Source organism: Acinetobacter sp. S54 (assembly GCF_016624945.1).
GTDB lineage: Bacteria > Pseudomonadota > Gammaproteobacteria > Pseudomonadales > Moraxellaceae > Acinetobacter.
On sequence record NZ_JACVUI010000002.1, the window covers coordinates 130321 to 153738 of the forward strand.

The 23418-nt window shown below is 38.0% G+C and carries 31 protein-coding genes and 1 pseudogene; 13 read left to right on the top strand and 19 right to left on the bottom strand.

Annotated elements, in window-relative coordinates:
• Positions 1 to 392: 392 nt before the first annotated feature.
• From IAE20_RS03535 to IAE20_RS03585, 11 genes and pseudogenes are all read right to left on the bottom strand, one after another.
• The gene (locus tag IAE20_RS03535; protein ID WP_200481139.1) at positions 393 to 908 is read right to left on the bottom strand and encodes a hypothetical protein; all 516 of its coding nucleotides are present in this window, start codon (positions 906 to 908) and stop codon (positions 393 to 395) included.
• A complete protein-coding gene (locus IAE20_RS03540) occupies positions 908 to 1309 on the bottom strand; it encodes a DUF559 domain-containing protein (RefSeq protein ID WP_200481140.1) in 402 nt (133 codons plus the stop codon). The genes IAE20_RS03535 and IAE20_RS03540 overlap by 1 nt, the downstream gene beginning before the upstream one ends.
• Positions 1306 to 1491, bottom strand: coding sequence for a hypothetical protein (locus tag IAE20_RS03545; RefSeq protein WP_200481141.1), 186 nt, complete (start codon positions 1489 to 1491; stop codon positions 1306 to 1308). Before IAE20_RS03545 ends, IAE20_RS03540 begins: the two co-directional genes overlap by 4 nt.
• Positions 1488 to 1730 (bottom strand): hypothetical protein, encoded by a 243-nt coding sequence (locus IAE20_RS03550; protein ID WP_200481142.1) that lies wholly within the window; start codon positions 1728 to 1730, stop codon positions 1488 to 1490. Before IAE20_RS03550 ends, IAE20_RS03545 begins: the two co-directional genes overlap by 4 nt.
• A complete protein-coding gene (locus IAE20_RS16850; protein ID WP_265092572.1) occupies positions 1720 to 1848 on the bottom strand; it encodes a hypothetical protein in 129 nt (42 codons plus the stop codon). The genes IAE20_RS03550 and IAE20_RS16850 overlap by 11 nt, the downstream gene beginning before the upstream one ends.
• A gap of 99 nt (positions 1849 to 1947) precedes the next feature.
• A pseudogene (locus tag IAE20_RS03560) lies at positions 1948 to 2937 on the bottom strand (helix-turn-helix domain-containing protein).
• Positions 2934 to 3149: an HNH endonuclease gene (locus tag IAE20_RS03565; RefSeq protein WP_200481143.1), complete on the bottom strand. Its 216-nt coding sequence runs from the start codon at positions 3147 to 3149 to the stop codon at positions 2934 to 2936. The pseudogene IAE20_RS03560 and the gene IAE20_RS03565 overlap by 4 nt, the downstream one beginning before the upstream one ends.
• Complete coding sequence (locus tag IAE20_RS03570; RefSeq protein ID WP_200481144.1) at positions 3146 to 3439, bottom strand: hypothetical protein; 294 nt, start codon at positions 3437 to 3439, stop codon at positions 3146 to 3148. The genes IAE20_RS03565 and IAE20_RS03570 overlap by 4 nt, the downstream gene beginning before the upstream one ends.
• Complete coding sequence (locus IAE20_RS03575; RefSeq protein WP_227610754.1) at positions 3436 to 3717, bottom strand: hypothetical protein; 282 nt, start codon at positions 3715 to 3717, stop codon at positions 3436 to 3438. The genes IAE20_RS03570 and IAE20_RS03575 overlap by 4 nt, the downstream gene beginning before the upstream one ends.
• A gap of 64 nt (positions 3718 to 3781) precedes the next feature.
• Complete coding sequence (locus tag IAE20_RS03580; RefSeq protein ID WP_200481146.1) at positions 3782 to 4102, bottom strand: CII family transcriptional regulator; 321 nt, start codon at positions 4100 to 4102, stop codon at positions 3782 to 3784.
• An 8-nt stretch (positions 4103 to 4110) separates the two neighbouring features.
• On the bottom strand, positions 4111 to 4329 hold the full coding sequence (locus IAE20_RS03585) for a YdaS family helix-turn-helix protein (RefSeq protein ID WP_200481147.1): 219 nt from the start codon (positions 4327 to 4329) through the stop codon (positions 4111 to 4113).
• Between the two features lie 128 nt (positions 4330 to 4457).
• Between IAE20_RS03585 and IAE20_RS03590 the strand changes: the two genes are divergently transcribed.
• The 10 genes from IAE20_RS03590 (at position 4458) to IAE20_RS03635 (ending at position 11338) form a co-directional block, all read left to right on the top strand.
• The gene (locus IAE20_RS03590; protein ID WP_200481148.1) at positions 4458 to 5132 is read left to right on the top strand and encodes a LexA family protein; all 675 of its coding nucleotides are present in this window, start codon (positions 4458 to 4460) and stop codon (positions 5130 to 5132) included.
• 56 nt (positions 5133 to 5188) lie between these two features.
• Positions 5189 to 5491 carry a hypothetical protein gene (locus tag IAE20_RS03595; protein WP_200481149.1) on the top strand — a complete coding sequence of 101 codons (303 nt, stop codon included), beginning with the start codon at positions 5189 to 5191 and terminating at the stop codon, positions 5489 to 5491.
• 64 nt (positions 5492 to 5555) lie between these two features.
• A complete protein-coding gene (locus IAE20_RS03600) occupies positions 5556 to 5894 on the top strand; it encodes a hypothetical protein (RefSeq protein ID WP_200481150.1) in 339 nt (112 codons plus the stop codon).
• Between the two features lie 82 nt (positions 5895 to 5976).
• Complete coding sequence (locus IAE20_RS03605; RefSeq protein WP_200481151.1) at positions 5977 to 6561, top strand: DUF6932 family protein; 585 nt, start codon at positions 5977 to 5979, stop codon at positions 6559 to 6561.
• Positions 6558 to 7472: a hypothetical protein gene (locus IAE20_RS03610; RefSeq protein ID WP_200481152.1), complete on the top strand. Its 915-nt coding sequence runs from the start codon at positions 6558 to 6560 to the stop codon at positions 7470 to 7472. The genes IAE20_RS03605 and IAE20_RS03610 overlap by 4 nt, the downstream gene beginning before the upstream one ends.
• 138 nt (positions 7473 to 7610) lie before the next feature.
• Positions 7611 to 8807 carry an acetamidase/formamidase family protein gene (locus IAE20_RS03615; protein WP_200481426.1) on the top strand — a complete coding sequence of 399 codons (1197 nt, stop codon included), beginning with the start codon at positions 7611 to 7613 and terminating at the stop codon, positions 8805 to 8807.
• A gap of 228 nt (positions 8808 to 9035) precedes the next feature.
• Positions 9036 to 9491, top strand: a complete 456-nt coding sequence (locus IAE20_RS03620) for a hypothetical protein (RefSeq protein ID WP_200481153.1) — start codon at positions 9036 to 9038, stop codon at positions 9489 to 9491.
• A gap of 248 nt (positions 9492 to 9739) precedes the next feature.
• Positions 9740 to 10117 (top strand): hypothetical protein, encoded by a 378-nt coding sequence (locus IAE20_RS03625; protein WP_200481154.1) that lies wholly within the window; start codon positions 9740 to 9742, stop codon positions 10115 to 10117.
• A gap of 11 nt (positions 10118 to 10128) precedes the next feature.
• A complete protein-coding gene (locus tag IAE20_RS03630) occupies positions 10129 to 10827 on the top strand; it encodes an ERF family protein (RefSeq protein WP_200481155.1) in 699 nt (232 codons plus the stop codon).
• 259 nt (positions 10828 to 11086) lie between these two features.
• Complete coding sequence (locus tag IAE20_RS03635; protein ID WP_200459518.1) at positions 11087 to 11338, top strand: hypothetical protein; 252 nt, start codon at positions 11087 to 11089, stop codon at positions 11336 to 11338.
• On the opposite strand, the gene IAE20_RS03640 is transcribed toward IAE20_RS03635, so the two are convergent.
• Together IAE20_RS03640 and IAE20_RS03645 are read right to left on the bottom strand one after the other, a co-directional pair.
• A complete protein-coding gene (locus IAE20_RS03640; RefSeq protein ID WP_200481156.1) occupies positions 11313 to 12263 on the bottom strand; it encodes a tyrosine-type recombinase/integrase in 951 nt (316 codons plus the stop codon). The genes IAE20_RS03635 and IAE20_RS03640 overlap by 26 nt on opposite strands.
• Before the next feature lie 163 nt (positions 12264 to 12426).
• On the bottom strand, positions 12427 to 12897 hold the full coding sequence (locus IAE20_RS03645) for an Lrp/AsnC family transcriptional regulator (protein ID WP_200459520.1): 471 nt from the start codon (positions 12895 to 12897) through the stop codon (positions 12427 to 12429).
• 580 nt (positions 12898 to 13477) lie between these two features.
• Here IAE20_RS03645 and IAE20_RS03650 point away from each other — a divergent pair.
• Positions 13478 to 14920, top strand: a complete 1443-nt coding sequence (locus IAE20_RS03650) for a DcaP family trimeric outer membrane transporter (RefSeq protein ID WP_200481157.1) — start codon at positions 13478 to 13480, stop codon at positions 14918 to 14920.
• A 133-nt stretch (positions 14921 to 15053) separates the two neighbouring features.
• Here the strand turns inward: IAE20_RS03650 and IAE20_RS03655 are convergent, their stop codons facing one another.
• The 4 genes from IAE20_RS03655 to IAE20_RS03670 form a co-directional block, all read right to left on the bottom strand.
• Entirely contained in the window at positions 15054 to 15797 is a 744-nt protein-coding gene (locus tag IAE20_RS03655) for an amino acid ABC transporter ATP-binding protein (protein ID WP_200481158.1), read from the bottom strand.
• Between the two features lie 13 nt (positions 15798 to 15810).
• Positions 15811 to 16488, bottom strand: a complete 678-nt coding sequence (locus tag IAE20_RS03660; protein ID WP_200459523.1) for an amino acid ABC transporter permease — start codon at positions 16486 to 16488, stop codon at positions 15811 to 15813.
• Position 16489: 1 nt separating this feature from the next.
• A complete protein-coding gene (locus IAE20_RS03665) occupies positions 16490 to 17332 on the bottom strand; it encodes an amino acid ABC transporter permease (protein ID WP_200459524.1) in 843 nt (280 codons plus the stop codon).
• Positions 17333 to 17429: 97 nt separating this feature from the next.
• Complete coding sequence (locus IAE20_RS03670) at positions 17430 to 18323, bottom strand: amino acid ABC transporter substrate-binding protein (RefSeq protein WP_200459525.1); 894 nt, start codon at positions 18321 to 18323, stop codon at positions 17430 to 17432.
• Positions 18324 to 19055: 732 nt separating this feature from the next.
• Between IAE20_RS03670 and IAE20_RS03675 the strand changes: the two genes are divergently transcribed.
• Positions 19056 to 19691, top strand: a complete 636-nt coding sequence (locus tag IAE20_RS03675) for a TetR/AcrR family transcriptional regulator (RefSeq protein ID WP_200459526.1) — start codon at positions 19056 to 19058, stop codon at positions 19689 to 19691.
• 102 nt (positions 19692 to 19793) lie between these two features.
• Positions 19794 to 20708, top strand: a complete 915-nt coding sequence (gene argF, locus IAE20_RS03680) for an ornithine carbamoyltransferase (RefSeq protein ID WP_200481159.1) — start codon at positions 19794 to 19796, stop codon at positions 20706 to 20708.
• Positions 20709 to 20777: 69 nt separating this feature from the next.
• Here the strand turns inward: argF and IAE20_RS03685 are convergent, their stop codons facing one another.
• A complete protein-coding gene (locus IAE20_RS03685; protein WP_200459528.1) occupies positions 20778 to 21137 on the bottom strand; it encodes a YnfA family protein in 360 nt (119 codons plus the stop codon).
• A 3-nt stretch (positions 21138 to 21140) separates the two neighbouring features.
• Positions 21141 to 23417, bottom strand: coding sequence for an ATP-dependent Clp protease ATP-binding subunit ClpA (gene clpA / locus IAE20_RS03690; RefSeq protein ID WP_200459529.1), 2277 nt, complete (start codon positions 23415 to 23417; stop codon positions 21141 to 21143).
• Between the last annotated feature and the right edge of the window lies 1 nt (position 23418).

Genomic DNA, 23418 nt, shown 5'->3' on the forward strand with positions numbered 1-23418 from the left:
ATTAAAATCAAGACAATAGCATAGAAGACATACACTATATTAACTTTAAAATTTAAAAAGACGTGGTGATCTGCCACATCCCTGCCTTAGATTACGATATTGATCAGCTCGGCAACTGATCTACCGCTACTCAACACAATAAACTTCTCAAAGTTAGCTATTGATCCGCCCTGTGTCTTTCAATTCCATTGGGCGGGGTGTCACCCCAATTTTAAGGCTCTGAGGCTAACTCAATCTGTGACGAAATCAGATCGGATACATTGGTTGTCTTTTTGCAGACAACAAAAAAGCCCATCGAATGATGAGCTTTTAAATACTTAGTGAATTACTATAACTTCGTCCACTATAACAGAAATATGCCATATTACCTGTACAGGGTCAAGTTAAGTAGCTTATTTATATTTAATAAATCCATATCGACTATGAAGCGCCGCTAAACCACATTTCACATCAGAACGAGCATCCATTTCTGAGCGTAAGATTGTAGGGTTATCTACACGCCCGACCTTAATCACCATGTTAGGCCATGAGTTCCCATAAAAATAACGGTCAATAACAGCATCAAGCCACTCATCTAATATTTCTGACTGACCTTGCATGTCCAAGATGAGGCGTTGTACAGCACGTGCTTCATTATCTGTAATTTCACAAGCACAGCCTTTACGCCTAACCGTAGGTTGTTCTTCACTTGAAATGTAATATGCAATCATTTGACGCTTCTTTTTAACACCAAGCTTAAACTTCTTCCGCTTTGTTACTGCCTGATCCATAGCGACAGCAATCGGATTTATGCTCTTACCACAAATTCCAGTGTTTGAGTACATCCATGCCCCAAACTGATAAAGCCATTCTTCTAGACTGTATTTGGACCAATCCGTTGCTTGCATTATTGTTACCGCTGCATTCATCACAAACCACCTCTCACCAAATCTTCAATCTGCTTTATCGTCAAACCGCTTATTACTTGCTGCGTACTGAACCGCAGGACCTTAAAACCCAAAACCGCTGCCGCGTTGTATTTTTCCATATCCCCCAGATAACCTTTTGCTCTTGTATGTCGTCCGTTACTCCAAATACCGCCTTCCACTTCAATCAAAATATTCGTCCCTGTTATCAAGAAATCAGCCCGCCAATTTCGTTCAGGATGAAACTTGTATTCTTGTTCAAACGCTATTTTTAAAGCTTTTAAATGCCTTGCCAATGTAACTTCACCTTCGCTTTGAACTCTTTGGCATTTAACTGAACGGCGTTTCTTACCTTTCTTTACTAGAAATTTAGTACGGTATTCGGCAAGGCTTATTGAGGTCACTTAGACTCACCTCGTTTGATCAAAGTAAAGCAGCCATAATTTCCAACAAACTTTTGCCCACTGTCATCAACTGCAGCCACCACAAGATTTTTAATGTGTGTCACTGTCAATGTGCTTGTTGCTTGCTTCCAATGTTCAACGTCATGCTGGACTTTATCGCCAACTAAAAAAAGATTCTTCATACTTCCACCTTAAATATTTTCTTAGCCTTGTCTGACGGCATATATCCCCTTGGTGATGAATAATCAGTAAGCAGCCAATCTGCCTTGACCAAGTCGCTTAAGTAGCGTTGTGCTGATCTCAGCGTCAAACCCATCTCTTGAATCAAATCACTTGAAGAAATTCGTCTTTTGTTTTCGATAGCAAAACTAATGATTTGCAAGTATGTATCGAAGCGGTCAATATGGGATTTATTTCTCATTTTGTCCCCCTTGCTCTTCGATCACCTCAACATCTTCAGGAAAGCACATAAACGGCCGACCATCATATAAACGGCCGACCATCATATAAACGACCATAAACTCGCCCATCTTCAACACGATCAACAACACCGGAACCTATAAAGCGTTTGCCTGAATAGATCGTTTTTGATTCGCTTATGAAATCAACTTTGACTCTTGAACCCACTTTTAAATTTTTCATGCAACACCCCTCAATGAGCCATTAAATCCAACTTGGGTGAGATACGATTCCCATTTTTTTGCTTGTGAAGGATCAGAAAGTTTTACGGCGATACGTGCAGCGAGTTGCTCATAACTCTCACCCGCCCGAGCAAAGAAACCTGCGAACTCGGGATGGTGCGCTAACTTGAGCGAAAACGCTGAAATCTGTTTTTCGGTAAGATGCGCTGCCGATGATGAATGTTGAGCCTGTCCAACATAATTTGCCCTTTGAACATGCTCTCGTGGTTGGTATTTGCCTTTGGCGTTGAGTAACCAATCAGCAAAGTGATAAACCATAAGATCATCACAAAGCTGTTTTGATTCGTTGAATCGCTCAAATGCATTTTTCTCTCGTTCAAACCAAGAGGATTGAAACAGATCCATTGGATTTAAATCAGGATTAGCTTGTGCAATTTCTTCACGAAGTTTTTTTAAGCAAAGCCAAGTATTTTTATTTTTAGATTCATTAAAAGATTCTTTAAAAGATTCCGTGTCCCGTTGTTGGGACTCTTTAACGGAATTGTTGGGACTCTTTAACGGAATTGTTGGAACTGTTCCGTTGTTGGAACTGTTCCATTGTTGGGACTCTTTGATATCTAAAAGAGTCCCAATATTGGTACTGTTTAAATCCTCTTTTTCACTATCTAACAGTACCGTTATTGGCACTGTTTCACGTCCATTTACACCGACTAATTGATAGACTTTAACCTGCTTGGTACGTCCTTTACGCTCACCTGTATCGACAATTAAACCATCTTCAATTAGCTCATTAATAATTTTGAGAACTGTCTTGCGCTCCATCTCGGTATCTTCCACCAAACGTGCAATACTTGGATAAGCGCAGTGGTCTTCGCCTGCACGATCTGCAAGAGAAAGGAGAACCAATTTTTTAAGGGGTTTTAATGAACCACCTTTCTTTTGAACCTGGCGCTTTCTCCAAGCCCAGTTTGTGGCATCTAAGCTCATAAATCCCTCCGATCAACACCATCGTATTTCGCACCTTTGGCTAAATTGCAGGATCTACACATAGTCTGTAAATTTTCAGAACTTGAATCACCACCTTTGAATTCTGGTTCGATATGGTCCAGCCCTAAATCAGGAAATTTTGAAATAATCCAATCAACGATGCAGAATTTACCACCGTGATAACGGATAATTGGGTGAGCTATAGATGTCATGCTGCACCATCCCTTACATTCATCTGAATAAATTTACCCAAGTAACGGATTTTTCCTGCACGATATAAACTCGAGATAATTTCACTCGCGTGGGAGTGGTACAAAGTACGATGATCTTTTAGCAAAGCCTCAACATATTCATCACGACTAACGGCGGCATTCTTAATATCACGATTAATTTTTCTAAGGTTTTCTTCTTTTTTGGCCAGAATCTTAGACAGAGTTCGTAACGCGGGTTCATACCATGACTGAATGACCTGAATATGTTTATGTTCTGGAAGTGTATTCATGGCACCTCCGTTAAAGCGATTTCAGCCTCAGTCAAACGGCGACAAAATTTGATTTCAATTGGTTCTGCAAGTCGAGGATGTTGACACCCAGAAGTCCAAATTTTTCCTGAAGAGTCTTGCATTTGCACATGACCTCCTAAGAAATCTTCTTTGTATTCGATGATGTGAAAAATTGAATCACTTAAATAGGGCCCTAATACGTGGTCCTTAATCACCACCACATCACCCACTAAAAATTCCCGATTGTCTTCAAGTTGCTGATCTGTTAAATTTGTCATGTTCATTACCTTTGTAAGTTTATGAATGCCAACCACTACTGTTCGCGCAGATAGTGGTTTTTTATTATTTAAATAAAATTCGAATATATTCTGGTGATGTGAATGCATGTGCTAGATAAACTCTGGTTGCTTCGGCAATTTCAGGCGAACAATACACATCACTTTCAGGCACAACTTTTAACCCAATAGCACTCAATAAAACTCCAATAAATTCAAGCTCTGTCAAGCCACTGGTTTTCTTATCATTTTTAAGTCGCGATAGAGTACTAGCATCAACTCCAACCTGCTCCGCAACCTTGCTTTGATTACTTGCATTAATGTGTCGCAATATTAACGATGCATTATTGCGGGCTATTTCTGATAGCTCAGGTAATACTTTGCTCATGAAGTTACCTATGCACTTAGTGACTGGAATTCTTTTAAAGCTGGACATAAATCAAAAGCTTTAAATTTTCCTTCAGTGGCTTTCTCTGCACGTATTGCTACTTTTGCAGACATATTCCAGCGACCAGATGTATAGCCGCTAATATTTGATTGACTAACATTTAGAGCTTTTGCGGCAGCATCTTGTCCGCCAAAATACTCCACAAGATTTTGGTAAATGGTTTGCATAGCCATCTCACAGATATAAGTAATTTAATTAATATTATTAGCATTCTAATATATAGTCAATAAGTATTCTAATTTGATAAAATATTAGGTGTCTAATATCCTTAGTTTTGGTTTTTGAGGTTTTAGATATGATTGGCGCTAGACTTAAAGAAGCGAGAAAAAAAGCAGGCAAATCTCAAAAGGATGTAGTTGAGGCGATTGGAATTACTCAATCAGCTTTAAGTCAATTGGAGAATGGATTGGTTTCTTCATCATCTCACCTACCGTCAATTGCCAGGTTTCTGAATGTAGATGCTTATTGGCTGCAAACTGGCGAATTGCCAAATTCATCTAAATTAGATAATGATAAGTTTGAAAGTAATGTTTCTTTCATTAATTCCCCATTAAGACAAATCCCTTTGCTTGATTATGTTCAAGCTGGGTTATTTCACGAAGTTGGATATGACGGTCTAAATCCTTTGGGAACAAGCTGGACTACTTACGAGGGAGCACGACCTGAGTGTGTATTCTCTCTAAAAGTGGAAGGCTTAAGCATGGCTCCAGAGTTTGTGCCAGGTGATGAATTGGTAGTTGACGGTTCTTTAGAGCCTAAACCGGGTTCATTGGTAATTGCACAAGAAATCCAGCACGGTGTTGCCAGAACAACATTTAAGAAATATAGAGTGATAGGTGTTAATGAGTTTGGTGTAGATGTAATTGAACTCGTACCATTAAACCCTGACTTTCCTACACTTAACTCTACACAGATAGAAATTTCAATAATTGGTGTGGTTGTGGCTCACAATAGAGTTTTTAAGTATTAAGAAATCAATGTGATGGAATGCCAAGTACTTTAAACCATTTAGAGAACGAGAAAATAATGATCGCAACACTTAATAAATCAAAAACTGCACTAACGATTAATCGCCAAGAATTTAAACTTGCACTAGGTAAAATTGGCGACGGAATTGATAAGCAAATAACAGGATTTAAGAAAGCCAAGCAAAGCTATGACCCCGCGGAAATGGCTCGTGAAATCATAAGTGAGGCAAATATCTTTGAGGCAATCATTGAAGGTTTCAATGAAGCTGAAGAGACTACTCTAAAACTGACTGACATAACCAATCTGGATGTAGCTCAAGGCTGGATAGACGAGTTTTTAGGAAAATATTCTGAGAAGTGATGACCTAAATTCTTTAAATGGATAAAAATAATTTAAGATCATATTATTATTGATGAAAACTGAAATGAAGATAAAAATAATACTGGCAATAATGATCACTCTTGCGGGTTGTCAAAAACCACAAGATGATCAAGGTGTTAAGGTCGATGGTATTGTATCTAAACAATTTGAAAAATCTGATGCTATCATCAGTTCTTACTTGGATAAATTAGATAACACGAATACGTCACGTGAGGAAAAAACTCAAATACTTTGCAAAGACTACCCTGCTGAATATAAGAAGAACTACATGCCAGCTCTGCTTAAAAGTGAAAATAATCACTATACCGAAGCTAAGCTGCTAAATGATTTGAAATCAGCATTGGATTTTTACAAAGCTAAAGAAAATATTCAGTGTGAATAAACTTTTAATCCGTCTCAATTTGACATCGAGTTATAGATTAAATCCAAAACGTATTAGGAAGAGTGATGAAAAATAAGGGGCTATGATTTTGATTCCTAAATTTAATTCTAGTGGAGTAATTCCACCTATTAGGCCAGGTGAACTAGGACACTCAAACGATAGGTCCCCCTATGTTGTCGATATCATAGAGATTATTTCGCATTTTGCTACATCCAATAAAAGAATAAGTATCTTAAAAGGCTTCTTAGAGTATAGATATGAGATATACCAACAACATGTGACAAGGGGATTCCAATGGATAGATGGGAGTTTTTGTCAAAATGTTGAGATGATAGAGAATCGAGATCCAAATGATATGGATGTTGTTACTTTTTTTTACTTGCCCGAATTTCCAAACAATGAAATTACATCAGAATTTATTCAAGAATTTAGTAAACTAATAGACACTAAATATACCAAACCTTTGTTTCAGGTCGATGCATATGGCATGCAACTTGGAAGTGAGTTTGTGGATTACACCGCTAAAATGCTAAGTTATTGGTACAGCATGTGGTCACATAGGAAAAGTGATAACATGTGGAAAGGCTTTTTACAGGTTCCATTATCTCCAAATGAAGATAGTGCAGCTTTTTTTCTATTAACCGAAATTGAAAAGGAGTTAGTATGAATATTTCTGAATTCAATAATTTAACTTCTGAGATTTCAACATTAGAAGAGCTAATAAAAGGAATCCCAGAAGCAAATATATTTGACCGCATTAGTCTTCAAAACCGTTTAGATAGTGCTAAAAATGCACTTTTGCAGGTTAACCCTTATCACCTAAGGAAGAAAGCCCAATTAACATTTAGGGGTTCACCAGTTGTCGGTAGTGAGGCTATTTCTGCAAATTTTGCTGCAAAAGCGACGAAATTTTTTTCAGAAGCTGTTGCTACTGTTTCCGCTGGATTATCGGGAAATCTAAATTTTATGGGTCCAATACCCGATAGTCATACTAATCAATTAATGATTACTGGAACAGCTATTGGTTCTTTTGGTTTTGAATTCGAACTACCGCGACCTGATGCATTTGATTTATGCCCAGAACAATCTATTGTTGAAAAGGCTGTAGACGAAATTAGGAAATTATTTGAGGTTGCAGCTACTGGAACTGATGATGATCTCAATGACCTAATTGAAGAAATTCATCCACGAGCTGTTCATAAAATTCATGATTTTCTTGCATTTCTTGATGAGCAAAATGCGAAGTGTGGATTAGAATTTGATAATAAATTTTTCAAATTTAGTGATAATAATCAACTTGAATACGCAATCAATCGTCTTGACGATCAAAATATGCATGAAGAAAAATTAACATTCAAAGGGTATTTCCAAGGAGCTTTGCCCTCTGCAAGAAATTTTGAGTTTAAGACAGATCTCGAAGGAGAGGTCATTAGAGGTAAAATAAGTAAAGATATAGAAAACCCTGAAAAGCTCAATACTGAATGGTACAAAAAAACTGCTAAAGTAACTTTTACCGTCATTCGTGTGGGCAACAGCAGACCCAAATATATTTTAGAATCACTTTCTGATATCAAATAATTATTTTCAAGTCTAAACCCGCCTCGTGCGGGTTTTGTATACTTGGCACTTATCTTGCTTCTCAAAATAACACTTTCCTTAAATTTTGCTTAAAATGGAGCGGTTATTTTGAAAAAGTCACTTTTATCAATACTTGTCATGGGGTGCTCTGCATTCGGTTCAGCATATGCGGACGATTTTACAGTATTAAAGCAAATCTCTGATAAACCGACCTTGCTTAAAAGTGGACCATATTCTGGTAATTATTATGTACCTTCTACTCTGTCGACCATCAAATGGGGATATTTGCCAAATAAAGATACAAAATCAGTCCTAACTGTTCCATCAGGAAGCACTATTACATTTGATACGGTTTCACATGAAGGATTACTTGAAGATCAGGGGCGTGACGCTGAAAAATACTTTAACTCTAAAGGTGTCAAATCAGAATACATTTTAGAAGAAGCTAAAATGATAACGAAATCTGATTTAAAACATGATTTCTTTAAAGATGGTCCTCATATTATTACTGGCCCTGTGGCTATTGAAGGTGCAATGCCAGGCGATGTTTTAAAGGTTGAGATCATCAAAGTTGAGCCCCGTGTTCCTTATGGTGTAATTTCAAATCGTCATGGCAAAGGCACCTTAGTAGGTGAATTTCCTAAAACTCCAGCTAGCCCAAATCCCTCTGTAAAAGATCCAGCTTCATTTGGCAATGTCTCTATATTCACTCCTATCGAGAAGAATGCTAAAGGAGAGTATGAAGGTGTTATGAAAACTGATTCTGGAAAATCTATACGTTTTCCACTCTATCCATTTATGGGTACGATGGGTGTAGCGGCAAATACTAGCGAACCTGTTAATTCTGTTCCTCCTTCTTTCTTTGGAGGTAACATTGATATTAATGAGTTAGGTGCTGGTGCCACGGCCTATTACCCTGTTCAAGTTCCAGGAGCTATGTTCTACACTGGAGATAGTCATTTTGTTCAGGGAGATGGTGAAGTTGCATTAACCGCACTGGAAGGATCTGCACGAGCTACTTTAAAAATCACACTACTCAAATCTGGACGCGATAAAATACCAGGTAAAGAGATTAAACAACCTTTAGCTGAAAATGCAGAATTTTGGATTACTCCCGGTCTAGATCCTGATCTTGATGAAGCAATGAAAAAATCAACTCGTGAAGCTATTGCATTCTTAAAGAATGAATTTGGTATTGATGAAGCCATTGCTTACGCATACTTAAGTGCAGCGACTGATTTCCAAGTTTCTCAAGTAGTGGACCGTACAAAAGGCATTCACGCCATGATTCGTAAAGCAGATTTTAAAGAGTTTGTTGAAGAACCTAAAAAATAAGATCATTTAATTTTTTTTCAAAAGCCCATCCATGTGATGGGTTTTCTTTTGTCTATTAATACATAAACCAAACTCCATAAAATAAGTATTCTAATATTTCGTTGATAATCCTGTTGACTACTAATATTAGTATGCTAATATAAATCCATAAAGCCAACAAAAAGCCCTGCCGACTCTCACATCAAAACAGGGCTTCTTATCTACAACACAAGTGTTATGGAGTTCATTATGGAACAAAACACATTGAATCACAATAGATCAAGCTTTCAGCTTCGAATGAAGCATGTAGCAATTGGTGCATCAATGCTATTCGGTTTAACAGGCGCATATGCCCTAGTTTCTGAAAAACCTACACCAATCACAACCTATCCGCTATCTAAACCTACTGAATATGGTGTTTCAGCAATTAAAGTCGATAACAATAAAAGCTCAGGTGAAGCGGTTATGAAGCTTGATGGTTTCTATATCTATACAAGCTTTGATTTTGAGATGCATAAAGAAAACTACGGTGTTATCGGTTCAGAACATGAAGTGATTGAAATCACCAACTTGGCAATTGACCGCATTACGTCAATTGGCGGACAAGAATACAGTGACTTCACAGATCGTAATGATCATCGCAATATCAACACTCTCATCGCTACATATATTGAGAAGAATCATTTGGCTGAGGATAAAACATGATTATCTTTAAGCCAGTTTCTTACATTATAAGGTGCTTATTTTTTACTCAATCACAGTACAAAATACAACCGACAAGTTATGGCGCACACCAGCTTGAAAGGTATGTAAATACTAGGGTTGTGACACCATTTATAAAGTGTGGATTCAGTAAACCTACCCCTACCTCTCCGAATCGAAACACTACTCAGCGTAGTGCTTCAAGTTCTGAATTCGCAACAGCCGAAACAAACAATATTGTGGAGCATGTGATGCAAAAGAAACACTATACCACCCCATTCGAAGAATATATGGGGAAAGACTCAAATGGTTATTACACCCTGCGTCTTGGTCCAAAAATTTATATGGTTAGAGTGTCTGAAAATTACACCCCTAACTTTGACAATGAATTTTTCGGTGGACGTTCTGAACGAGCATTTGACTGGCACACCATACTAGTGAAAGACAAGACAGACAGTGAACCTCGCTCCATTACTGAAGATGAATTAACAGTTAAATGGCTTAAGCCTAGTATCAAGAAAGTAGTCAACTATCAGCGTGCTATTAAACGGCGGGTAGCTACTCAGTCGCCCCGTTACAGCAAAGAACAGTGTATCGCCTACCGTAACAAACAATACAACAACGCTTGAGGAATATGATGATGAATGTAGCCGTAAATACAGAGAACTTAACTGCAATGAATGCATTTAGTACATTGCAACTCATCCAGCTTGAGCTAAAAGCACCTAAAAGCAAATTCAACAAATTTGGTAATTTCCACTATCGTAGCTGTGAAGATATTCTGGAAGCAGTAAAGCCCTTACTGCATAAGTATGGTGCAACACTTGTTGTAAGTGATGAAGTACAGCAAGTTGGCCCATTAGTCGTAATTACCGCTAAAGCTATCTTTACAGAAGCAGATGGCAGACAGACGGTGATTACAGCCCATGCAGGTGTCGATATCGACAAGAAAGGCATGGACGTCGCGCAGACCTTTGGTGCGTCAAGCTCCTATGCACGTAAATACGCCTTAAATGGACTATTTCTGATTGATGACACACAAGATCCTGATACAGACGCATTTCATGAACAGCAAAAGACGCCTGCTCAAAATCAGCACCATCAGCAAAATCAGCAAACACGCCAGCAGCCTAAGGTTCAGCAACAGAATCAGCATGCCCCATCTAATACAGCGCAGCAACTGACTCAGGACTTTCAAAAGGCCTTAAAAGATATTCAGTTTGCTAAAGAAGAAGCCGTTTTAAAACCAATTTATCAATATTTCAAGGGAACTCGCTTTGAGCCTCAGATTGTACAGGCATGCAGAGCAAAAAAGGATTTGGAGGGTTGGAGTGCTTAAAAACCTACATCTTCAAGTATGTGGCCAAGCTTCACGGCAAAGGCAACTTACGTGGACGTGTAGAAGCAACTACGGCTCTCCATGCAAAACAACAGATCTTACAGGGAAATGAACTCATCAAGGATGTATCGGTTTCCCTACTAACTAACCAAAAGGTCGCTCGACAGCAGTCTTTTGAAAAAATGAGATCTTAAATATGTATTTTTGGTGTTCAACACGCTTCTGCTATGCGCAATAAATTTTTCAAGGGGAAAACAAGATGACAGAGGTTCGATTTATTACAATGCCGGTTGACGAACTGGTCCATTTAATGGACCAAGTTTGTCAAAATGCAGTTAAGAAAGCCTTAGCCGATCAGAACGATGAGCTATTAACAATTACAGAGCTTACTAAGCGCATACCAGGGCTAACATGGCATACATTTAACGGTATGCGTAAGAAGCACAAGTTAAAGGATATACGCGGTAAATACTCACTTAAAGCCGTTAAAGCAATGCTGCAATCTGACTAGAGGTTGGATTGTAGTAAATCATCGCCCGTTTTGGATCACTCCACCCAAACATTTTACACAGATCGAGCAATGTCAGTTTTTTTGCGATACGAGTGGCTGCAGTATGCCGTGTATCGTGAAAGGTCAAATCGTTCAATCCTGCTTCAATACGAGCCTTCATAAAATCTGAACTCGCATATTGAGATTGATAATTAAAAATTAAACCAGATTTCTTTGGGTTCATTTGCTTGAAGGTTTGAATAGCAACTTTGCTCAAAGGAACTTCTCTTGATCTCCCATTTTTGGTGGTTTTAAGATGCAAATAATGCTTGTCCAAGTAAATCCGCTCCCACTCCAGTGAGCAGATCTCGCCTAGCCTCATGCCAGTCTCTAACGCAATCATGAAAATATACTTTAACTCACCACTCAAGTGCTTCAGTAAAAGCTCAATTTCGTGTTCATAGATGACCCGTTCTCTATGTGGGTTCGCCTGAGGAAGTTTAAAGTTTGTCATCGGTGATGCATTCAGCCAGAATTTCTTCTCTACGCACCAGGTAAGAATTGAGGATAGAAGCTGCATATCACGTTTTGCAGTGGAAGGACTCACCTTTTCTAACCTAAAGTCTAAAAAGCTATTTAAGAATTCTTTGTTAATGTCTGACAGTGAAATTTCGACATTCATTAATTTTAAGAGTTGATTGATTCTCACCTTTTCTTGTTTTGCACCTTTCTTGGTTGTAGAAACCGTATCTCGATATTCAGTTAATGCTTGCTCAAGTGTCACGTGAGTATATATTTTATTATTTTCATTCTTTAATTGATGCTCAAGATCATCCGCCCAAGATTTAGCCTCTTTTTTAGTATTGAAGGTTTTACTTTTTGCAGGATGATGCTTGATTCGAACTGTAGCGGTGACTCTACCATTGCGCTTTTGAAATGTTGCCATGACTAAAATCTTGCTGCACTTTTGTTGCAGTAGATCTTAAATTTAATGAAAAAACATATCAAATGGTTTTTCACCATAAATCATAAAGCATTGAAAATTATAATTTAATTAAAGTTAAGCATCTATCAATACTAATCACATACGCACTTTATGCGCGTTTTTTTTATAATTTGTTTAATAGTTTATAACAGTTAAATACATTGTATTCCTTAATTACGAAACTCGAATGTAATGCCACTACATTATCAATTTTTCCAATTCGGCGTAGCAAAATATCACTATAATCATCCATATTACGAGCAACTAACTCTAAAATAAAATCAGCACTCTGCCCTGTGACCAAAAAAGCATTGGTGACTTCTGGAATATCTTCAATTTCAGTCAAAAATTTGTCAAACGTTTCCGTATCATGTTTGCTTAATGAAACCTGTAAAAGAATATGCAAACTAAATCCAAGTTTAGCGAAATTAATATCACGTTTGAGACTACTCATGATATTGGTTTCAATTAAGTGCTTAATACGTCGATGAACTGAACTAACTGAAAGACTGATACGCTCAGAAAGCTCATTCAGATTGACATCTTCATGGGTTAATATTTCAAGAATTTGTTTATCAAAACGATCCAGTTCCATCGTTACTCCGCAATCATAATCAGACTATTGTGGTTTATTGGAACGTTTATAGTTATTCAATTTTTACAGGGTCAAGGGAAAACACTTGTTTACTTGTGACGACTATTTCACTGATAAATGAATGCGTCTTGTAATTAACTTGTGGTTAATCCTGTCAAAGCCGAATTGAGACCTTTTGGGTCAGATCTACGTATCTCCCAATCCGTAGATCACTCTTTTCGATCCCCATCACACCCTGATGTATAAAGTACCAATATCTATATGGGATTATTTCCCTAAAATCATAAAAAACCAAGTCAAATTTAAATTATTTTTCATACAAACCCCACATATTACTATTTTTTTCCAAATTTAGTTTATTAAATGAATTTAAGTATGATTTAAAACTGAATCATTAATAAAATTTCCCTCTTTGTTTTTAACAAATTGAATATTTAAATGGTCTTATTTAAATAATTGAATATTTTTTAAGCAAACAAAAAAAAGACTCATTAGCTTGACTTAATTATTGGCACTATTCTTGTTTGCAAAAATATGAAGCTTTTTGATTTGAGCTTTTATCATAATTATTGGAGTCATCGTGATCAAACTTAATAAATTAGTACTTTGCATGAGTACATTTGGGCTAACAGCAATCTCTTTTCCAACTTTTGCAGCAACAAGTGAGCAGCAAGAGATCCAACAATTACGTTCAGAAGTCGCAGAACTTCGCGCATTGATCCAACAACAGGCAGTAGCTCAAAAACAAATCGTGGCAGAACAAAAAGCTCGACCCGCTTATGTTACTCCACCTCCAGCCCCAGTTCTTGCACAAGCGCCAGCTACACCAGCTCCAGCCAATGCAAAACCAGGCTGGTTAACTTTGCCAGATGGTCAAACTCAAGTGAAGTTGTATGGTAGTATCCGCGCAGATGCCACGTATGACTTTAAAGGCACGAATGCCGATACAACGAATATCAGTAATCCAACCAACAAAGTTCCTCTAAACTCAGCCAATGCAACCGAAGATGCACTAAACGTGTCTGCTGCAACGACTCGTTTTGGTTTGGATTTCTCTCGTCCAAGTGATATTGGTGAAATTACGGGTAAAATTGAAGCTGACTTTATGGGCTCATCAGGAACAAATGGTACAGGTTCATTACGTGTGCGTCATGCCTATGTAAATGTCGGAAAATGGTTAGCAGGACAAACCACTTCTCCGTTTGTCAATGTCGATACCGCCCCTGAAACGGTCGACTTCAATGGGCCAATGGGTTATGGTTCAACGCGTACTGTTCAGGTTCGCTATACTCAACCAATTGATGCCAACCAGAAATTGTTGCTTGCACTGGAAGGTGGTGATGTTGACAACATTACTACAGCGAACACGACGGTCAATGCCAATGGTACAACTTCGAGTGGTGGTAACCGATTCCCTGCCGTTACTGCCCGATACGATTTTAAAACAGCTGATAATAAATTTTTAGGCCAAGCACATGCACTTCTACATGAAAATCGTATCTCTACCAATGACAGCAACGACGAAGAAAAACTTGGCTGGGGTATTGGTTTAGGTGCCAAATATAAAATTACCGATGTAGACACAGTATTTGCCAACTACTATCACGTTAAAGGTGATAACCGTTATTTACTTTACGGCAACCCCGCTTATGTTGCTTCAAGCAATGCTGATGGTAGCTTAAATATTTCAGAAAGTGAGTTTGATTCAGGACTTATTGGTTATTCGCGCACATGGAGTCCAAAATTCAGATCAACGATTGCAGCTGGCGGTATCTGGTATAAAGATGATAATGGTTATGCAGATTTTGCGTCACGTGCCGCCACTGCAGCAACGACACGTGATGGTTTAAATAAAACCTTGTATAATATCATTGTCAATTCGTTCTACAGCCCGACCAAAGCAATTGATTTAGGCGTGGAATATACCTATGGTCAACGTAAGATTTTTGAACAGCTTGATCCTACCAAGTCAAATGATGGTGATTATTCACGTTTGAATTTAATGGCAAAATATAGCTTCTAATTAACAGAAAAATTTATAATTCATTTCTGTTTAAAAAAACCACAGTACATCTGTGGTTTTTTGCAAATAAATTATAAATTTTTAATCCATAAAAAAGAGCCGAATTATCAGCTCCCTTTTACTATAGAGACCTTTAATGCATCATTTGGATCTTATCTAAAAACAATTTGGCGCGATCATGACGAGCATGCAAATTACCAAAAAATTCGCTTGTCGCACAATCTTCCAGAATTTTACCTTCATCCATGAAAATAACACGGTTTGACACACGTTTAGCAAAGCCCATCTCATGCGTTACGCACATCATAGTCATGCCTTCATTGGCAAGTTGCATCATCACCTCTAAAACCTCACCCACCATTTCAGGGTCAAGTGCAGACGTGGGTTCATCAAACAACATACAAATCGGATCCATTGATAGTCCACGGGCAATCGCGACACGTTGCTGTTGCCCGCCAGAAAGCTGTCCGGGAAATTTATCCTTATGAGCAAGTAAACCTACCCGTTCCAGATACTTCACACCTTTTTCACGAGCTTCCGCCACGGAACGTTTCAGTACTTTAACCTGTGCAACCGTTAAATTTTCAAGTACTGTCATATGTGGAAATAGTTCAAAATGCTGAAATACCATTCCGACTTTTGAACGAAATTTGGCAAGATTTGTTTTAGGATCACGCAGTGATACTCCATCGACTAAAATATTGCCTTCTTGTATGGGTTCAAGTGCATTGACTGTTTTAATCAATGTTGATTTTCCAGAACCTGATGGGCCACAAACGACGACCACTTCCCCTTTTTCAATGCTAGTGGTGCAATCTGTTAAAACCTGAAAATCACCATACCATTTAGAGATATGTTGGATGTCTATCATTGGCATTTAAAATCTCCAATTAGCGAATGATGGCAATTTTCTGCTGTAATCGTTTAACGAGTTGCGAAAGCAAGAACGAACTACAGAAATAAACCAGAGCTACAATAAAATAAAAGGTTGCTTTTGTTTCAGGGCCATAAGTATTGGCTAGCGTATCTGCACGGCCTAAAAAGTCTGGCGCACTGATTACATAGACCAACGAAATATCCTGAAATAAAATAATCGTTTGTGTTAAAAGCACGGGCAACATATTGCGAAAAGCTTGTGGTAACACTACGTATTTCATGGATTGACCATAGGTAAAGCCTAATGCATAACCCGCATTCACCTGACCTTTTGAAACAGACTGAATACCAGAACGTACAATCTCAGAAAAGAACGCTGCTTCAAAAATAGCAAACGTAACCACACTAGAAAATAATGGCCCCCAATACGTGTCCGACTGGAAAGCAAATACTTTAGGCAACAGAAAATAGAAAATAAAAATGACCTGAATCAGTGGAATACCACGAAAAACATCCACATAAAACTTGGCAAAATTACGCGCTACAAAGTTATCGGATAAACGCATCATTGCCAGAGGCGTACCAATAAGAATCCCGCCAATCATAGCTAAAACTGTTACCGTAAGGGTAAAAATAAACCCTTCTTTTAATGCGTGAATCACATCAGGATGTTGTAATAAACTAAAATCCATATTACTTCCCTCCCGAGCCTAAACCAGGCACAGCCATTCTTTTCTCAATCCAAGCCATCACAAATTTAATGCCATAAGTGATAATTAAATATACTGGCGTAGATAAAATTAGAATAACAATATCTTGAGAAGTCTCTTCACGCATCGTTTTAGTATAGGCAAAGAAATTGAGTACACTGAGTGCATAGAGTACTGCCGAATTCTTAAAAACGTTCATGGCTTCAGACGTAATGGTCGGCCAAACGATCCGATAAGCCACAGGTAAAATCACATAGCGATAGCTTTGACCTGTAGTAAAACCAAGTGCAGAAGCAGCATATTTTTGACCGCGTGATACTGTATTAATCCCCGCCCGGATATGCTCAGAAACGCGTGCCGCTGTATAAAGACCCAGAGCAAAAACACCAATAACAGCTGGATGAGTATTTAAAATATTTTTCCACCAACCACCTGCAACGATATCTCCACTTCCAGAACTCAAACTGTCAGGTAGAAACTCAGGAAATACAAAAGCCCAGAAGAAAAGTTGTACAATTAAAGGAATATTACGGAAAATTTCAACATAGCAGTTGCCAATAAAAGCTAAAGGTTTGTTAGGTAAAGTACGAATAATACCCAGTAATGACCCTAACAAGAATGCAATTAAAAACGCAACAACGGCTGTCCAAACCATCGTAAATACGCCTGAACCTAGCATTTGAAGCCATGTAGGTGCATCGGCATAAGGAGAATAACTTGCGCTACCTAATCCTTTACAGACTGATTCAGCCCATGCGGCTTTATCCATTCCGTATTCATTAGATTCAGCACAAAATGCAGTCCAGTTTAATGAACCAACTGACATAGCTGCCCCTTTTATTAAAATTCAAAAAAGCACAGCTCATGCAGTAAAAATCACTACATGAGCCAACGGTCTACCTACTATTCATTAAAATGATGAGTTAAATACCCGCATCAGTAGGATTTGCTTTTAATTTTTTAAACGATTGACTTTGTGGCATATTCAAATTGGTATTTTTAGGTGGAATGGCTGACTGGAACCATTTTTTATATAAAGCATCCATCTGACCAGATTTCCACATGCCTTTTACTGTACGATCTGCAATTGCCTTAAATTTTGGATCATCTTTGGCAATCATGATGCCATAGGGTTCAGAGGATAATACAGGGCCAACAATTGCAAATTCTTTCGGGTTAGATGACTTAGCAATAAGCCCTGCCAGAATATTATCATCCATCACAAATGCTGCTGCACGACCAGAAGCCATCATTGAGAATGAATCTGCATGGTCTTTACCATAAATGTTTTGTACATTAATTTTTTGGCCGCGCTCATTCATTTTAATGTACTTATCAGATGTAGTTCCCTGAGTTGTTACAACCGCTTTACCATTTAAGTCACCAAGACTCTTAATACCAGAATTAGCTTTAACAGCCATACGGACTTCAGTTGCATAGTAATTGGTTGAAAAACCTACTTGTTCCTGACGCTGTTTAGAGTTAGTTGTAGTACCACATTCCATATCAATATTGCCTGATAGAAGTTCAGGAATACGGGTCGATGAAGTCACGGCTTTATATTCAACTTTAAGATTTGGCATCTTAAGGTCTTTCTTGATTTCATTGGCAAAGTTATTACAGATATCAACTGCATAACCGACTGGTTTACCGCCCACTACATAAGAAATTGGATCAGAAGATTCACGATGCCCAATAATAATTTTTCCGCTCTTTTGAATTTTTGCCAATGTATCGGCAGCTTGAACCTGTGTTGCTCCTCCGACTGTAAAAACCATAAGTGCAGATACAAGTAGTGAGGTCGCTGAATGTTTCATAAAAACTCCTTGATTATAAGTTCTCTCCTTTGGTATCTGTTGGTATTATTCAAAGATACTAAAGGATGAGCTTGTTTTTCCTAGTTGCAATTATCAAGCCAACTTTTAATTATTACTTATTATCGATTGATAATAGCTCTTTTTATACGCTCTTGAAAAAAAATGAAAAGATTAAAAAATTCCTTTTTTGTTATACTTTAGTTTTAGTTTTTGTATTTTACGCGCTAAGTGTCTTTTTTTTACACAGTTTCTTTAATTAACCTTTAAAAAGTAGTCAACATGGTGCACATAAATTTCAGAAAATGCGACATAAATGAACATCTAAACAAAAATTCATTTTTTAATTTAATGAATATAATTGAATGATTGTGATCTATAAGCTCTAGGATTCTTTGAATCATATTAATTTTAAAAATGACGACTGTTTAATTATTTTTAAAAATGATGCAAAAAATCTAGCTCGAATATCCATTAATCTATCCACCCTCAAACGTTGTCCCTACTATTTTTCGTTAACCCTACATATATAATCGTAAATATTTTGCGAATTAGCTTATTTACAGCACCTTAAAACATTTTTTGTTGAATCTTCCATATTTGTACCCATATATACATAAGCTCTTATCGATAAAGCCACCTTTACAGTCAGCTCTATTAATTTTTGTTATACTGCCATTAAGACGTTTAATTTCTTAAATTTTCACTATTTTTATGTAGAGAACACTGAACCTTATGACTCAACACGCCTGCTGCGAACTGCCACAAACCAGACGAGGACACGAACGCCGAGTAGCGCTCTTGTTAAGTGGCACTGAGTTATTTTTAGAACGCGGCTATGAGGCCGTTTCTCTGGATGATATTGTTAATCATGCTGGTGGTTCAAAAGCATCTATTTATAAATACTTTGGTAGCAAAGAAGGATTGTTTAAAGCCATCTGCGATTATAGACGTGAACTTTTTTTTAAAAATATGTGTGTTGCATTTAATAGCCATATTCAAGATTTAAGAAGTTATTTGATTCAAACTCTTATTGGTTTTTACCAAAAAATTACCTGTACTGAAAACGCTGCTTTTATGCGTTTGGTTATTGAACGTTCTCAAAGTGATCCAGAATTGGCTTTATATTTACATGAACGTGGCCCAGAATTTGTGCAAAAGACCATTGCCTGCGCTTTGGAGCAAGCCGCACAACAAAATCAAATCTACTGCCCTCAACCTTTTAATTCTGCCATGATGTATTTTGGCATATTGCGTAATATTGAATGGAAAATCATTATGGGAGTTCCCATGACTATTGATCATCAAGAAATTCTTGATCACATTGAATATTGCGTCGATGTGTTTTTGAATGGCCATCGAATAAGCTAATTTCTTTGCATTTTCAAATACGTGTAGTATAGTATTTGATTCTTTTTTCGTTCATTTATCAGCAACTAATTGTTGTTTAACAACAATTATTGTGGAGTAACTATGGCTCTACGGCATTTCTTAACTTTACGCGACTTATCTTCTTTGGAATTACACCATATTTTAGATCGTGCGAGCGAACTAAAACGCTTACAGCATGAGAAACAGATATTTCAGCCTTTTGTAGGTAAAGTTCTAGGAATGATTTTTGAGAAATCGAGTACACGTACACGCATTTCTTTTGAAGCAGGGATTAATCAATTTGGTGGTAGTGCTATTTTTCTTTCACCACGTGATACTCAATTAGGCCGTGGTGAACCAATTGAAGATTCTGCCCGCGTTATTTCCAGTATGCTAGATATTGTCATGATTCGTACCTTCGGTCATGAGATCGTTGAACAGTTTGCTTCTTATTCAAAAGTTCCCGTGATTAATGGCTTAACAGATGATCATCATCCTTGTCAGCTTCTCGCTGATCTGCAAACCTATCAGGAGCATCGTGGGAGCATTAAAGGTAAAACTGTTGCCTGGATTGGGGATGGTAATAATATGTGCAACTCGTATATCGAAGCTGCCCATATGATGGGATTTAAATTAAAAATTGCATCACCTAAAGGTTATGAACCCAAGCCAGAGTTTTTATCTGAATTTGCGCATTGTGTTGAAGTTTTTGACAATGCTGAAGATGCGGCAGTAAATGCAGATTTAATTGTGACGGATGTCTGGGCAAGCATGGGACAAGAAGAAGAACAAAAGCTTCGTGAAAGAGCATTTGCAAACTTTCAGGTCAATGAAAAACTCATGGATATTGCTCATCCAGATTGTTTATTTATGCATTGTTTACCTGCGCATCGTGGCGAAGAAATTTCAGAGCATATGCTGGATCACAAAAATTCTGTAGTATGGGATGAGGCTGAAAATCGATTACATGCGCAAAAAGCTTTAATGGAATTTTTACTTAACGAAAATTCAAAATAATTAAAATTTTTCGATAAAAAAACGCTGTTCAAACAGCGTTTTTTTACATTTAAACATTAGGTTTAGGCTCTATCGGATCAAACCTTGCGGTTGTAAAATAATTAAACATGCACCCATTAAAACCACTAGGCCACCTAAAAGATCCCAACGTGTCAATGCAACCTGATCAACAAATCGAAGCCACATGAGTGCCGTAAAAATATAAATCCCACCATACGCCGCATAGATACGACCAGAAGCGGCTGGATGTAAGGTTAAAAGCCATACAAATACAGCAAGGCTAATTACAGTGGGAATCCATAACCACGCACTTTTTCCTTCTTTTAAAATTAGATAAGGGAAATAGCAGCCTAAAATTTCAGCAATCGCTGTCAATAAAAATAACCCGAATACACTCAATATTCGGGTTATCGAAAGATATTCTAACATCGATTAAGCAGGCTCGGCCGTTTGATCTTCAAAGACAGAAAGCTGTAATCCAACCTCTTTGCCCTCTTCTTTTTTCACAGAAACCGCGACATTCCCACCATGATCAGCCAACTCACCAAATAAAATCATTTCAGCAAGTGGCTTCTTCAAATGTTCCTGAATCAATCGTTGCATTGGGCGTGCCCCCATTAAACGATCATAACCATTCGCTGCCAACCAATCACGCGCAGATTGGTCAACCTCAAGCACCACTTTTTTGTCATCCAGCTGGGCTTGTAATTCCGTTAGGAATTTATCAACGACTGACTCGATCACCGAAGTTGGTAAGGCTTTAAATTGAATTACACCATCAAGACGGTTTCGGAATTCAGGTGCAAAAGCACGTTTCATTGCTTCCTGATTATCATTACTATTGTCTTGCTCTGTAAAACCAATGCTGGTTCTAGAAATGCTTTCCGCACCAATGTTAGTCGTTAAAACAATAATTACATTTCTGAAATCAGACTTGCGACCATTATTGTCAGTTAAAGCACCATGATCCATGACTTGCAGCAACAAATTGAACACATCAGGATGCGCTTTTTCAATTTCGTCCAGCAATAATACACAATGTGGATTTTTATGAATGGCATCTGTTAATAAACCACCCTGATCATATCCAACATAGCCTGGAGGCGCACCAATCAAACGTGAAACTGCATGACGCTCCATATATTCAGACATATCAAAACGTACCAGCTCCACTCCTAGCAATTTGGCCAATTGCTTAGTCACTTCTGTTTTACCGACCCCAGTTGGACCAGCAAATACAAAGCTACCAACAGGTTTATCGGGAGCTTTCAAACCCGCACGGGAAAGTTTGATTGCGGATGCCAATGCGGCAATCGCTTCATCCTGACCAAAGACCACACGCTTAAGATCACGTTCCAGATATCCAAGAACAGCTTTATCATCTTTAGACACGGTTTTCGGTGGTATCCGTGCAATTTTGGAAACAATGTCTTCGATATTCTCAATAGTAATCAGAGTGCCATCTGCTTCCGCTTTTAAACGACGTTGCGCGCCTGCCTCATCAATGACATCGATGGCTTTATCTGGCAAGAATCGATCATTAATAAATTTAGAGGACAGTTCAACCGCAGCAACTAAGGCTTTATCTTCATACTCAACATGATGAAAATCTTCAAATTTGGTTTTGAGTCCACGCAAAATATCGATGGTTTCAGAAACACTTGGCTCATTTACATCAATTTTTTGGAAACGACGAGACAAGGCATGATCTTTTTCAAAAACTTGACGATATTCCTGAAAAGTCGTTGAACCAATACAACGTAAACTACCATTAGCCAGTGCAGGCTTGATTAAATTTGATGCGTCCATGGTACTGCCCATGCTTGAACCAGCACCAATAATCATATGAATTTCATCAATAAATAAAATCGCGTTTGGATTTTTCTTTAAAGCGTTTAAAAGTTGTTTTAAACGCTTTTCAAAATCACCACGATATTTGGTTCCTGCAACTAAAGCACCAATATCAAGGCTATAAACTTCAGCATTTGCAAGCGGCTTTGGCGCTCTGCCATTAACGATCAACCACGCTAAACCTTCTGCTATAGAGGTTTTACCTACACCCGGATCGCCCACCAAAAGCGGATTATTTTTACGACGGCGGCAAAGAATTTGTGCAGTACGTTCAATCTCTTTTTCACGACCAATCAAAGGATCTGTTTTGCCTTTCAGCGCTTCGTTATTTAAATTGAGGGTAAATTGTTCCAATGGACCTGCATTTGAAGATGCAGATGCATCACCCTCAATATCTTCAACTTCTTCTTCCGGCTGGACGTCTTCTTTACGTGTACCGTGAGACAAATACTGTGTCAGAGTCAAACGATTAATTTGATGACGTTTTAACAAATAAACCGCAAAAGAATCACGTTCAGAATACATTGCCACTAATACATCTGCACCCTCAACAGTACGATCACCGCCACTAGATTGCACATGGAAAATTGCGCGCTGCAAAATACGATCAAAACTTTCAGTTGGATGTGGAGCCTGATCGTTATTTTCACCAAGCTTAGGCGTATGTTGTTCTACATATTCTTCTAGCTCTTTACGCAATGAAACTATATCAGCACCACATGCCTTAAGCGCATTTACAGCTGAATCATTATCGAGCAAAGCCAGCAATAAGTGTTCTACAGTCAGAAACTCATGCCTTTTTTGACGAGCCATGCTTACAGCCAAACGTAAGGATACTTCTAATTGACGACTGAGCATA

Coding starts and splice junctions, on each gene's coding strand:
- IAE20_RS03535 (WP_200481139.1), bottom strand. CDS start 908: ATGAATGCAGCGGTAACAATAATGCAAGCAACGGATTGGTCCAAATAC.
- IAE20_RS03545 (WP_200481141.1), bottom strand. CDS start 1,491: ATGAAGAATCTTTTTTTAGTTGGCGATAAAGTCCAGCATGACGTTGAA.
- IAE20_RS03550 (WP_200481142.1), bottom strand. CDS start 1,730: ATGAGAAATAAATCCCATATTGACCGCTTCGATACATACTTGCAAATC.
- IAE20_RS03565 (WP_200481143.1), bottom strand. CDS start 3,149: ATGACATCTATAGCTCACCCAATTATCCGTTATCACGGTGGTAAATTC.
- IAE20_RS03570 (WP_200481144.1), bottom strand. CDS start 3,439: ATGAATACACTTCCAGAACATAAACATATTCAGGTCATTCAGTCATGG.
- IAE20_RS03575 (WP_227610754.1), bottom strand. CDS start 3,717: ATGACAAATTTAACAGATCAGCAACTTGAAGACAATCGGGAATTTTTA.
- IAE20_RS03580 (WP_200481146.1), bottom strand. CDS start 4,102: ATGAGCAAAGTATTACCTGAGCTATCAGAAATAGCCCGCAATAATGCA.
- IAE20_RS03585 (WP_200481147.1), bottom strand. CDS start 4,329: ATGCAAACCATTTACCAAAATCTTGTGGAGTATTTTGGCGGACAAGAT.
- IAE20_RS03590 (WP_200481148.1), top strand. CDS start 4,458: ATGATTGGCGCTAGACTTAAAGAAGCGAGAAAAAAAGCAGGCAAATCT.
- IAE20_RS03595 (WP_200481149.1), top strand. CDS start 5,189: ATGATCGCAACACTTAATAAATCAAAAACTGCACTAACGATTAATCGC.
- IAE20_RS03600 (WP_200481150.1), top strand. CDS start 5,556: ATGAAGATAAAAATAATACTGGCAATAATGATCACTCTTGCGGGTTGT.
- IAE20_RS03605 (WP_200481151.1), top strand. CDS start 5,977: ATGATTTTGATTCCTAAATTTAATTCTAGTGGAGTAATTCCACCTATT.
- IAE20_RS03610 (WP_200481152.1), top strand. CDS start 6,558: ATGAATATTTCTGAATTCAATAATTTAACTTCTGAGATTTCAACATTA.
- IAE20_RS03615 (WP_200481426.1), top strand. CDS start 7,611: ATGGGGTGCTCTGCATTCGGTTCAGCATATGCGGACGATTTTACAGTA.
- IAE20_RS03620 (WP_200481153.1), top strand. CDS start 9,036: ATGGAACAAAACACATTGAATCACAATAGATCAAGCTTTCAGCTTCGA.
- IAE20_RS03625 (WP_200481154.1), top strand. CDS start 9,740: ATGCAAAAGAAACACTATACCACCCCATTCGAAGAATATATGGGGAAA.
- IAE20_RS03630 (WP_200481155.1), top strand. CDS start 10,129: ATGAATGTAGCCGTAAATACAGAGAACTTAACTGCAATGAATGCATTT.
- IAE20_RS03635 (WP_200459518.1), top strand. CDS start 11,087: ATGACAGAGGTTCGATTTATTACAATGCCGGTTGACGAACTGGTCCAT.
- IAE20_RS03640 (WP_200481156.1), bottom strand. CDS start 12,263: ATGGCAACATTTCAAAAGCGCAATGGTAGAGTCACCGCTACAGTTCGA.
- IAE20_RS03645 (WP_200459520.1), bottom strand. CDS start 12,897: ATGGAACTGGATCGTTTTGATAAACAAATTCTTGAAATATTAACCCAT.
- IAE20_RS03655 (WP_200481158.1), bottom strand. CDS start 15,797: ATGCCAATGATAGACATCCAACATATCTCTAAATGGTATGGTGATTTT.
- IAE20_RS03660 (WP_200459523.1), bottom strand. CDS start 16,488: ATGGATTTTAGTTTATTACAACATCCTGATGTGATTCACGCATTAAAA.
- IAE20_RS03665 (WP_200459524.1), bottom strand. CDS start 17,332: ATGTCAGTTGGTTCATTAAACTGGACTGCATTTTGTGCTGAATCTAAT.
- IAE20_RS03670 (WP_200459525.1), bottom strand. CDS start 18,323: ATGAAACATTCAGCGACCTCACTACTTGTATCTGCACTTATGGTTTTT.
- IAE20_RS03675 (WP_200459526.1), top strand. CDS start 19,056: ATGACTCAACACGCCTGCTGCGAACTGCCACAAACCAGACGAGGACAC.
- argF (WP_200481159.1), top strand. CDS start 19,794: ATGGCTCTACGGCATTTCTTAACTTTACGCGACTTATCTTCTTTGGAA.
- IAE20_RS03685 (WP_200459528.1), bottom strand. CDS start 21,137: ATGTTAGAATATCTTTCGATAACCCGAATATTGAGTGTATTCGGGTTA.
- clpA (WP_200459529.1), bottom strand. CDS start 23,417: ATGCTCAGTCGTCAATTAGAAGTATCCTTACGTTTGGCTGTAAGCATG.